This window comes from Micromonospora solifontis, from assembly GCF_003725545.1.
Taxonomy (GTDB): Bacteria; Actinomycetota; Actinomycetes; order Mycobacteriales; family Micromonosporaceae; genus Micromonospora; species Micromonospora solifontis.
On the sequence record NZ_RJLN01000017.1, the window covers coordinates 71947 to 81592 of the forward strand.

The window sequence follows — 9646 nt, forward strand, 5'->3', positions numbered from 1 at the left end:
GGCCGGGATGTTACCGGCGTGCCGCCTCGGCGGCTGCCCCGTCGACCGGTCGGCGGGGGCGCTCGGTGCTCACCACCACCGCGACCCCGGCCACGATCACGACGCCGCCGAGCAGCACCTGGGCGGTGACCGGCTCGGCGGCGAGCAACGCCCCGAGCGCCACCGCGACCGCCGGGTTCACGTACGCGTAGGTGGCGACCAGCGAGATCGGCGCGTGGTGCAGCAGCCAGACGTACGCGGTGAAGGCGATCAGCGAGCCGGCCACCATCAGGTACGCCAGGGCCGCCCAGGAGCGGCCGGTCACCTCGGCGGGGGAGAAGCCGCGCAGCTCGCCCCGGCCGGCGGCGATCACGCCGAGCGCCACCGCCCCGGCGACCATCTCGTAGACGGTGGCCACGAACGGGTCCGCCGGCATCCGGATGCGCCCGGAGAGGTAGGAGCCGACCGACCAGCAGGTGGCACCGGCGACCACGGTGAGCGCGCCGACCACCGGCACCGCCCCCGATCCGCCGCGGGGCGTCACGAGCAGGACGAGCCCCACGAAGCCGACGGCCACCCCGGCGAACGTCCACGGCCGGGGCCGGTCGCCGCCGAGCGTACGCAGCAGCACCACCAGCAGCGGGACGGTGGCCACCAGCAGCGCGGCGATGCCGGAGGGCAGGGCCACCCCGGGCGGGCCGGACTCGGCGAGCACCACCAGCCCGTTGCCGCCGGCGAGCAGGAGTACGCCGATCAGGGCGGCGGAGCCGAGTTGCCACCGGTCGACGCGGAGTGCTCCCGGTCCCCGGCGGAGGCGCAGCACCACGGCGAGCACCGTGGCGGCGGCGGCGAACCGCATCGCCGCGGAGGTGAGCGGCGGCAGCGACTCGACGGCGATCCGGATGCCCAGGTACGTCGAGCCCCAGAGCAGGTACACGAGGATCAGCCCGGTCCAGATCAGGGCGGGCCGGGTGGGGTGGGCGGGGGATGTCGCACCCGCAGGGCGTGAGCTCATCGGTGGACCAGGCTACGGTGACCACGACGTCGCCGTCCCCCGTTGGTGGCCGGCCTCTCAGCATCGTCCGACCCGGGAGGGCCCGCCATGTCGAACTTCGGACCACCGGGCGGCGGCTCACCCGACCCGCGGGGCGGGCGCCCCACCTCGCGGTACGCCGGACCACCGGGCGGCTGGGGGGAACCACCGGCCGACCAGCGGTACGCGCCGACCGCGCCGCGGTACGAGCCGCCCGCCCAGCGGTACGCGCCGTCGGCCGCCTGGGACGCCGGGCAGCCGGCCCCGCCGGCCTTCCCGCCCGCGGGACCCGGCGCGGGCGGCCCGCCGTACCCGGAGCCGCCGCGGCCGGAGCGCGGCCGGGGTCGGCTGGTCGCCGCGCTGGCCGTGGTGGCGGTACTGCTGCTCGTGGCCGCCGCGGCGTTCTGGGTCTTCGGCCGGGACGAGCCGGGGCCGGCGGGTGGGTCGGGCGCGTCGAGCGCGCCGACAATCGACCCGTCGGCGGGCGACCCGTCCGCCCCGGCGACCACGGCGGCGGCTCCGGCGTCCTCGACCGATCCACGCTTCGCCCGGGTGGGCCAGTGCGTACGCAACGACGGGGGGGTCGCCGAGCCGAAGCTGGTGATCATCGAGTGCGCCCCGAAGTCGTACGAGGTGCTGAGCCGGATCGACGGGCCGACGAGCGGGAAGAAGGATGCCGAGGCGAAGTGCGCCAAGGTGACCGGCTACACGGACTGGTTCTTCTACGACAGTGAGCTGGACACCCTCGACTTCGTCCTCTGCCTGAAGCGCCGCTGACCTGGCCGTAGCCAAAACTAGGGCTATCTAGCATCCACGCTAGACAGCCCTAGTTTCATCTCGACGGGCTCGACACGCCGGTAGCCGCATCTACGGATGTCTAGCCTCCCCACTAGACGGCCCGATACTCTGCGATTCGTGGATCCGGTCCGCAACCCGTACGCCCCGGGCGCCGGCCAGCGCCCGCCCGAACTCGCCGGGCGGGGGCGGGAACTGGACGTCTTCGACGTGGTGCTGGAGCGGATCGCCCGGGGCCGCCCCGAGCGCAGCCTGATGCTGACCGGCCTGCGCGGGGTCGGCAAGACCGTCCTGCTCAACACCCTCCGCTCGCAGGCGATCAACCACCTCTGGGGCACCGGCAAGATCGAGGCCCGACCCGACCAGTCGCTACGCCGGCCGATCGCCGCCGCGCTGCACATGGCGGTCCGCGAGCTGGCGCCCCGGCACCGCGCCCCGGATCGGATCGACGCGTTCCTCGGCGTGCTCAAGGCCTTCGCCCAACGGTCCGCCCCCGCCGGCCGGGGCGGAGCCGCGCCCAAGCTGCGCGACCGCTGGCAGCCGGGCATCGACGTGCCGGCGAGCAGCGGGCGGGCCGACTCCGGCGACATCGAGATCGACCTGGTCGAGCTGCTCACCGACGCGGCGGCGGTGGCAACCGACGTCGGCACCGGCATCGCCATCTTCATCGACGAGATGCAGGACCTCGGCGCGGAGGACGTCTCCGCGCTCTGCGCCGCCTGCCACGAGCTGTCCCAGCTCGGCGCGCCACTGATCGTGGTGGGCGCCGGGCTGCCGCACCTGCCGGCCGTGCTCAGCGCCGCCAAGTCGTACTCGGAGCGGCTCTTCCGCTACCAGCGCATCGACCGGCTGGACCGGATCGCCGCCGACCAGGCGCTCTGCGCGCCGGCCGAGCGGGAGGAGGTCGAGTACGAGCAGAAGGCGCTCGACCTGCTCTATGAGAAGTCCGGCGGCTATCCGTACTTCGTCCAGGCGTACGGAAAGGCCACCTGGGACCACGCCCCGCGATCGCCCGTCACCGCCGCCGACGTCCGGGTGGCCGCCCCCGAGGCGGAGGCCGAACTGGCGGTCGGCTTCTTCGGCTCCCGGTTCGAGCGGGCCACCCCCGCCGAGCGCGAGTACATGCGGGCGATGGCGTCCCTCTCCCTGGTCGAGGGGGAGGAGAGCGGCCGGGACGACATGGACGCGGCGGTGCCGACCGCGGAGATCGCCCGGGCGCTGGGCCGGAAGCCGGCCAGCCTCTCCCCGGCCCGGGACGCGCTGATCAAGAAGGGGTTGATCTACTCCGGTGAGCGGGGCACGGTCGCCTTCACCGTCCCGCACTTCGGCCGCTACCTGCGGACCCAGCCGGCCTGACCGGCGGCGTCAGACCTTCGACCAGGGTGGCGGGAAGATCACTTCCCCCGGCGCCGGTGGCGCCTCGTCGCTGGTCGCCGGCGGCAGCACCCGGGCCTGCCAGGGCTCGCCGAGCCCGCACCAGGGGCTGGTCAGCCCCAGCCGATCGGCCGGGCCGAAGCCGAAGCGTCGGTAGAACGCCGGGTCGCCGAGCACCACCACCAGCCGTTCCCCCAGCTCGGTCGCCCCGTCCAGGGCGGCCTGCACCACCGCGGTGCCGTGCCCGATCCGCTGCCGGTGCGGGGCGACCGCCACCGGTCCGAGCGCCAGCGCCGGATACGAACCCCGCTCGGTGCACACCCGGACCCGGGTCAGCAGCGCGTAGCCGACCACCTCACCGCCGTACTCGGCGATCATGGCCAGCTCGGGGATCCAGGCGTCGCTGTGCCGGAGCTCGTCGACCAGGGCCACCTCCGGCGGCGTGGCCACGTCGGGACGGGCGAAGGCGGCGGCCAGCACCCGGGCGACCGGTCCCTCGTCCGCCGGATCCTCGGGTCGGAGTCGCAGGGTCGTCACCCGCGCGACCTTACCGCGCCCGGCCGGTCCATCCGCGACGGTCGCTGAAATCAGCCGTCCGAGGGTCCGGCCGGACGTCCACGTCGGCCGATCCCGTTCGGGTGTTGTCCGGGTAGCGACCGGCCCGACGGGGTATGACTGATTCATGAAGCCCGTGCGTACCCTCGCCCGCGTCATGCTGAGCGGCATCTTCGTGGTCAGCGGCGCCCGCAACCTGCAGAACCCGGACCGGCTGGTCGAGGCGGCCAAGCCGGTCACCGACCGGGTCGCCCCGCTGATCCAGAACCTGCACCCCCGGATCCCCACCGACACCACGACATTGATCCGGGCCAACGCCGCCACCCAACTCGTCGGCGGGCTGATGCTCGCGACCGGAAAATTCACCCGGCCCGTCGCGCTGCTCCTGGCCGGCACGCTGGTGCCGGTCACCGCCGCCGGTCATCCCTTCTGGACCAACGACGACCCCGCGGCGAGGAACAACAACCAGGTCCACTTCCTGAAGAACCTCGGACTCTTCGGCGGCCTGCTTCTCGCCGCCGCCGACACCGAGGGCAAACCCGGGTTGCGCTGGCGCGCCGGGCACCGGATCGACCACTCGCGACGCTCGGTGCAGCGCGCGGTCCGGACCGCCCGTCGGGAGGCGAAGATCGCCGCGCGGTCCGCGGCCACCGCCCGCCGGGTCCCGGGCTGACCTGCATCAATACGCCCACCACCCCCCGCAAGGCCATTAATCACCTGAACCGTCCGACACCCGTTAACGCGGTGGAAATGTCAAAAACACGTGTGGGATCGGACACGGTCGCATAACGCGGGAGGCAGCAACGTGAGGCGCCGTTCTAGGCTCCGTGCGGGACCTGGACGGGTAGGACAACCTTGGTACGGGGGTGGCACCGCCATGCCGGCGACCGTCGGTAGACGGATGGACCGCCTCGCTCCAGTCCGTCGCGGCACGCGTGGGATCGAGCGCAGGACAGTCGTACGGACCGGCATCGTGGCCGCCGTCGCCTACGCCGCTTGGCTCGCCATCGGCACCTTCGGGCGGCCGTACAACTTCTTCGACATGAAGATCTACCACGGTGCCGTGGTGTGGTGGGCGAGCGGCAACGAGCTGTACGACTTCATCGCACCCTCGACGACCCTGGGCTTCACCTACCCGCCGTTCGCCGGGCTGGTCATGCTGCCGATGTCCTGGCTGCCGGTCGACGCCGCCGGCTGGCTGAACGCGCTCGCCAGCATCGCCGCACTCGCCGTCGTGCTGGCCGCGCTGCTGCGCCCGATCGTCGACCGGCTCGGCTGGCCGCTCGGCTTCACCGTCGCCGTCGCCACGCCGCTGGCGCTGGCCATCGAACCGTCCCGGGAGACCCTCGGCTACGGCCAGGTCAACCTGCTGCTCTTCGCACTGATCATGGCGGACCTGGTCGGACTGCGGTGGCGGGCCAAGCGGGGGACCCACCACGACACCGCCGACTCGGCACTGGCCCGGTTCGTCTACAGCGGCGCCTGGGCGGGCGTCGGCATCGGCCTGGCCACCGCGGTCAAGCTGACCCCGGCGCTGTTCGTCGCGTACCTGATGATCACCCGGCAGTGGCGCGCGGCGCTGACCGCGATCGGCACCACCATCGGCGTGACCCTCGGGACGTTCGCGCTCTGCGGCGAGGAATCGCGGACGTACTTCAGCTCAGTGCTCTGGCAGACCGAGCGGGTCGGCGCGGCGGACATGACCGCCAACCAGTCCCTCGCCGGCCTGCTGGCCCGGCTCTACGACTCGATCGAGACACCCGGCCTGCTCTGGCTGGCCTTCTCGGTGCTGGTGCTGGCGCTGGGGCTGTCCCGGGCGGCGAGCGCCCGGGCCGACGGCGACGAGCTGACCGCGTTCACGCTGGTCGGGTTGACCGCGAACGTGATCAGCCCGATCTCCTGGTCACACCACCTGGTGTTCGTGATCCCGGCGATCATCGTGCTGGCCGACGCCGCGGTACGCCGCCGCGAGGCCAGCCGCGGACTGTCCGCCCGGGTCACCGGCGCCCCACCGGCCGGCGGGGTGCCGCCGCTGCGCCCGCCCATCTGGTACCCGACCCTCACCGGGCTGCGGCACGGGGTCGGCGCGCTCGCGCTCTACCTGCTCTTCCTCATCTCGCCGATCTGGCCGTACGAGCACCAACTCCCCGAGGTGTCGCACTACCAGGACGGCCTGTTCGGCGCGCTGATGGAGAACTCGCTGGCGATCGCCCTGATCGTGCTGGTCGCGGCGCTGCCCTGGCGGCCCGGAGCGGAGCCCGCCTTCTACCACGACCGGCTGGTCCGCACCACCCAGCTCACCGCCCGTCGCTGACGGTCCGCCCGGCCTCGCCCCCGGCGGGACGGACCGGTCAGGGGCAGTTCACCCACTCCTCGGTGCCGTCGGCGAAGACCTGCCGCTTCCAGATCGGCAGCCGCGCCTTGACCTCGTCGACCAGCCGCGCGCAGGCCGCGAAGGCCGCCGCCCGGTGCGCGGTGCTGACCGCCGCGACCAGGGCCGGCTCGCCGATCTCCAGCCGGCCGATCCGGTGCGACACGGCCACCGCGTACACCTGCGGATCGGCCGCGATCTCGGCGGCGACCTCGCGGAGCACCGCCTCGGCGGTGGGATGGCCCTCGTACTCGAGCAGGGTGACCCCGCGGCCGTGGTCGTGGTCGCGGACCACGCCCTGGAACGAGACCACCGCGCCGGCCCGCCGGTCGGCGACCGCCGCCTCGTGCGCGGCCAGGTCGAGCGGCTGCTCGGTCACCGCACCGATGATCACCGTTCCTCCTTCGTCCGTGACCGCGGGACTCACCATTGCTCTTTCGTTCGCGACTGCGGGGCTCGCAACCCCGGCTCACTCCTCGCACTCACCGTTGCTCTTTCGTTCGCGACTGCGGGGCTCGCAACCCCGGCTCACTCCTCGCACTCACCGTTGCTCTTTCGTTCGCGACTGCGGGGCTCGCAACCGCGGCTCACTCCTCGCACTCACCATGACCGCTCCCCGGGGGTCAGCGGCAGCGGGACGACCGGCACCCGGGCCCCCGCCTCGCCGGTGGTGCCCGGCCGGATCACCGCGAAACCGTCCGCGCCGGCGAGGCCGCGCAGCATCGCCGAGCCGACGTGGCGCAGCGGGCGGGCGGTGGCGGCGGCCCGGTCCACCCGGACCAGGGCAAGGTGCGTGTAGTCGCCCCGGCCGGCGATCGGCTCGGCGAGGGTGACCTGCGGCAGCACCGGCATCGGTCGGCCCACCAGCCCGGCGAGCAGCGGCACGACCAGCGAGACCAGCGCGACGACGGCCGACTGCGGATTGCCCGGCAGCCCCGCCACGAAGCGGACCCGGCCGTCGTCGTCGACCAGCCGGGCCAGCAGCATCGGGAAGCCCGGCCGGACCGCGACGGTGTTGACCACGTAGTCGGCACCCAGCGCCTCCAGCGTCGGGTGCAGGTGGTCGACCGGGCCGTGCATGGTGCCGCCGGTGGTGCAGACCAGGTCGGCGCTGGCCAGCGCGCCGCGCAGCGCCGCCACATGGGCGGGCAGCGTGTCGGCCACCGGTCCGACCACGTCGGCCGGGCGCACCTGACAGCCGTACCGGCGCAGCCAGGCCGGCACGGTCGGACCGAGCGCGTCCCGGACCCGGCCGGCGCCCGGCGGTCCGGAGGTGAGCAGTTCGTCGCCGAAGACCAGCACCGCGGCGCGCGGTTGCCGGCGGACCCGCAGCGTGTCGTGGCCGCAGGAGGCGGCCAGGCCGATCACCGCCGGGTCGACCGGCGTGCCGGCCGGCAACAACTCCTCCCCGGCGTACGCCTCCTCGCCCGGCTCCCGCCACTCCCGCTGCGGGCGTGGCGTGCCGGCGACCAGCCCGTCCGGCGTACGGGTCGACTCCTCGACCCGCAGGATCGCGGTGGCGCCGGCGGGGACCATCGCGCCGGTGGCGATCTCGACGGTGCTGCCGTCGGCGGCCAGTGGGGGCGGGGTCTGCCCGGCGAGCACCCGGCCCACCACCCGCCACGGGCCGTCGCCACGCACCGCCCAGCCGTCCACGCTGGAGGTGGGGAACGCCGGCAGGTCGGTACGCGTGGTCAGCGGCTCGGCGAGGGTGTGCCCGTCGGCGTCGGCGAGTGCCCGGTCGACCGGGGGGAGCGCGGCCGCCAGGCCGACCGCGTACACCCGGGAGCGGGCCTCCTCCCAGCCGGCCGGCGGCGGCGCGGCGACCTGCGCCGCGGCGGCTGCGGTTTCCGTGCTCATCCGGCGAGCCTATCCCCGGCCGCGGGTGCGACGGGCCCAGGGCGCTTGGGTGGCGTCCGGGGCCGGGCGGCGGTGCGGGTGTCGGCGCACGGTCAGTGGTCGCCGCCGCGGAGCTGGTCGACGGCGTGGGTCAGGATCGGGCCGAGCACCGCCAGCCCGTCCTTCGCCCCGCCGCGGGAACCGGGCAGGTTGACCACCAGCATCCGGCCCACGACCCCGGCGAGCCCTCGGGACAGCGCGGCGGTGGGGACGTTGTCCCGGCTGTGCGCCCGGATCGCCTCGGCGATGCCCGGGATCTCGTAGTCGAGCAGGGCGCGCGTCACCTCGGGGGTCCGGTCGGTCGGGGTGATCCCGGTGCCGCCGCTGGTCAGCACCACGTCGACGCCCTCGTCCCGGGCCGCCCGCAGCGCGGTGCCGACCGGCTCGCCGTCCGGCACCACCACCGGGTCGTCGACCTGGCAGCCCAGCTCGCGCAGGCCCGCGACGAGGAGCGGACCGCTGGTGTCGGCGTACACCCCGGCGGCCGCCCGGTTGGACGCCACGATCACCCGGGCCCGGATCACGGCCGGTCCTCCGGCCGCACCCACTCGCCGGTCTTGCCGCCCTCCTTGCGCAGCACCCGCACCGCGTCGACGGAGGCGGCGGGGTCGACGGCCTTGACCATGTCGACCAGGGCGAGCCCGGCGACCGCCACGGCGGTGAGGGCCTCCATCTCGACGCCCGTCCGGTCGGCGGTCTTCGCGGTCGCGGTGATCTCGACGGTGTCGGTGGTGAGCCGCAGGTCGACGGTGACACCGTGCAGGGCGATCGGATGGCAGAGCGGGATCAGATCCGGGGTGCGCTTGGCCCCCATGATCCCGGCGAGGCGGCCGACGGCGAGCGCGTCGCCCTTGGGCAGGCCGTCGCGGCGCAGCAGCTCCACCACCTCGGCGGTGGTGCGGAGCCGGCCGGCGGCGACCGCGCGCCGGCCGGAGACCGGCTTGGCGGAGACCTCGACCATCCGGGCCGCGCCGGCCGGGTCGACGTGGGTGAGCTGGGCGGGTTCGGTCACGGCCGCGAGCCTATCCCTCGGGTACGACCAACCGCGTCGGGTCGGTGGGGAGGAGCGCCGCAACCGGTGCCGGTGGCGCTCCTCCCACACCTACCCGCCGGCAGGTCGCTGGGGGGGAACTCGCCGGCGGGCGTCCTCGTCGACTCGGCCCTTCCCCGTGCAGGGCCTCCCCCGATCGCCGACTGGCGGAACGGTAGCGGGCGCTGCGATAAGAAATCGATAAGACTGTTCGTTGTTCTCAGGAAGGCCCCTCGCCGAGACGACGACGCACCTCGTGTCGCTCGGGAACGCCCATCCGCTCGAAGATCGCCAGTGCGCGCAGCCAGCACCGGCGCGCTCCGTCCGGATCCGTAACCGAGGCGAGATCACCCAGGCCGAGCAGTGCGCGCCCCTGCTCGTATTGATGGGCGAACCGCGTCGACAGGTCCAGTGCGCGGCGATGGACTGCGCTCGCCTCGTCGGTACACCCCCGACAGTTGAGCGTCAGCGCGAGGTCGTTCAACGCGGCGGCCTGCACATGTCGTTCCCCAGAGTCAACGGCAAGGTCGAAAGCCATCTCGTGCTGCCTCGTCGCCTCCTCCAGCCGGCCCAGATGCCGGTACGCGATTCCCAGATCGTTTCGAACCTC

General features: G+C 74.1%; 11 protein-coding genes. 4 read left to right on the forward strand and 7 right to left on the reverse strand.

Annotation, left to right across the window (positions count from 1 at the left end; genetic code table 11):
- Positions 1-10: 10 nt before the first annotated feature.
- Positions 11-994 (reverse strand): EamA family transporter, encoded by a 984-nt coding sequence (locus EFE23_RS08715; RefSeq protein WP_204335591.1) that lies wholly within the window; start codon positions 992-994, stop codon positions 11-13.
- An 87-nt stretch (positions 995-1081) separates the two neighbouring features.
- Between EFE23_RS08715 and EFE23_RS29730 the strand changes: the two genes are divergently transcribed.
- Both EFE23_RS29730 and EFE23_RS08725 read left to right on the forward strand, forming a co-directional pair.
- Entirely contained in the window at positions 1082-1789 is a 708-nt protein-coding gene (locus EFE23_RS29730; protein ID WP_123240397.1) for an LppU/SCO3897 family protein, read from the forward strand.
- Between the two features lie 138 nt (positions 1790-1927).
- On the forward strand, positions 1928-3163 hold the full coding sequence (locus EFE23_RS08725) for an ATP-binding protein (RefSeq protein WP_123240398.1): 1236 nt from the start codon (positions 1928-1930) through the stop codon (positions 3161-3163).
- A gap of 9 nt (positions 3164-3172) precedes the next feature.
- On the opposite strand, the gene EFE23_RS08730 is transcribed toward EFE23_RS08725, so the two are convergent.
- Positions 3173-3718, reverse strand: coding sequence for a GNAT family N-acetyltransferase (locus EFE23_RS08730; RefSeq protein ID WP_123240399.1), 546 nt, complete (start codon positions 3716-3718; stop codon positions 3173-3175).
- A gap of 145 nt (positions 3719-3863) precedes the next feature.
- Here EFE23_RS08730 and EFE23_RS08735 point away from each other — a divergent pair, with 145 nt between their 5' ends.
- Together EFE23_RS08735 and EFE23_RS08740 are read left to right on the forward strand one after the other, a co-directional pair.
- Positions 3864-4409: a DoxX family protein gene (locus tag EFE23_RS08735; protein ID WP_123240400.1), complete on the forward strand. Its 546-nt coding sequence runs from the start codon at positions 3864-3866 to the stop codon at positions 4407-4409.
- Positions 4410-4613: 204 nt separating this feature from the next.
- Positions 4614-6050: a glycosyltransferase 87 family protein gene (locus tag EFE23_RS08740; protein WP_123240401.1), complete on the forward strand. Its 1437-nt coding sequence runs from the start codon at positions 4614-4616 to the stop codon at positions 6048-6050.
- A 37-nt stretch (positions 6051-6087) separates the two neighbouring features.
- Here the strand turns inward: EFE23_RS08740 and EFE23_RS08745 are convergent, their stop codons facing one another.
- The 5 genes from EFE23_RS08745 to EFE23_RS08765 all read right to left on the reverse strand — a co-directional run.
- Entirely contained in the window at positions 6088-6537 is a 450-nt protein-coding gene (locus EFE23_RS08745) for a molybdenum cofactor biosynthesis protein MoaE (protein ID WP_123240402.1), read from the reverse strand.
- Between the two features lie 170 nt (positions 6538-6707).
- A complete protein-coding gene (locus EFE23_RS08750; protein ID WP_123240403.1) occupies positions 6708-7967 on the reverse strand; it encodes a molybdopterin molybdotransferase MoeA in 1260 nt (419 codons plus the stop codon).
- 92 nt (positions 7968-8059) lie between these two features.
- Complete coding sequence (locus EFE23_RS08755) at positions 8060-8530, reverse strand: MogA/MoaB family molybdenum cofactor biosynthesis protein (protein WP_123240411.1); 471 nt, start codon at positions 8528-8530, stop codon at positions 8060-8062.
- Positions 8527-9018 (reverse strand): cyclic pyranopterin monophosphate synthase MoaC, encoded by a 492-nt coding sequence (gene moaC / locus EFE23_RS08760; protein WP_123240404.1) that lies wholly within the window; start codon positions 9016-9018, stop codon positions 8527-8529. Before moaC ends, EFE23_RS08755 begins: the two co-directional genes overlap by 4 nt.
- Positions 9019-9256: 238 nt before the next feature.
- A partial coding sequence (locus tag EFE23_RS08765; protein ID WP_148058424.1) for a tetratricopeptide repeat protein occupies positions 9257-9646 on the reverse strand: 390 nt, incomplete at its 5' end.

Coding starts and splice junctions, on each gene's coding strand:
- EFE23_RS08750 (WP_123240403.1), bottom strand. CDS start 7,967: ATGAGCACGGAAACCGCAGCCGCCGCGGCGCAGGTCGCCGCGCCGCCG.
- EFE23_RS08735 (WP_123240400.1), top strand. CDS start 3,864: ATGAAGCCCGTGCGTACCCTCGCCCGCGTCATGCTGAGCGGCATCTTC.
- EFE23_RS08740 (WP_123240401.1), top strand. CDS start 4,614: ATGCCGGCGACCGTCGGTAGACGGATGGACCGCCTCGCTCCAGTCCGT.
- EFE23_RS08715 (WP_204335591.1), bottom strand. CDS start 994: ATGAGCTCACGCCCTGCGGGTGCGACATCCCCCGCCCACCCCACCCGG.
- EFE23_RS08745 (WP_123240402.1), bottom strand. CDS start 6,537: ATGGTGAGTCCCGCGGTCACGGACGAAGGAGGAACGGTGATCATCGGT.
- EFE23_RS29730 (WP_123240397.1), top strand. CDS start 1,082: ATGTCGAACTTCGGACCACCGGGCGGCGGCTCACCCGACCCGCGGGGC.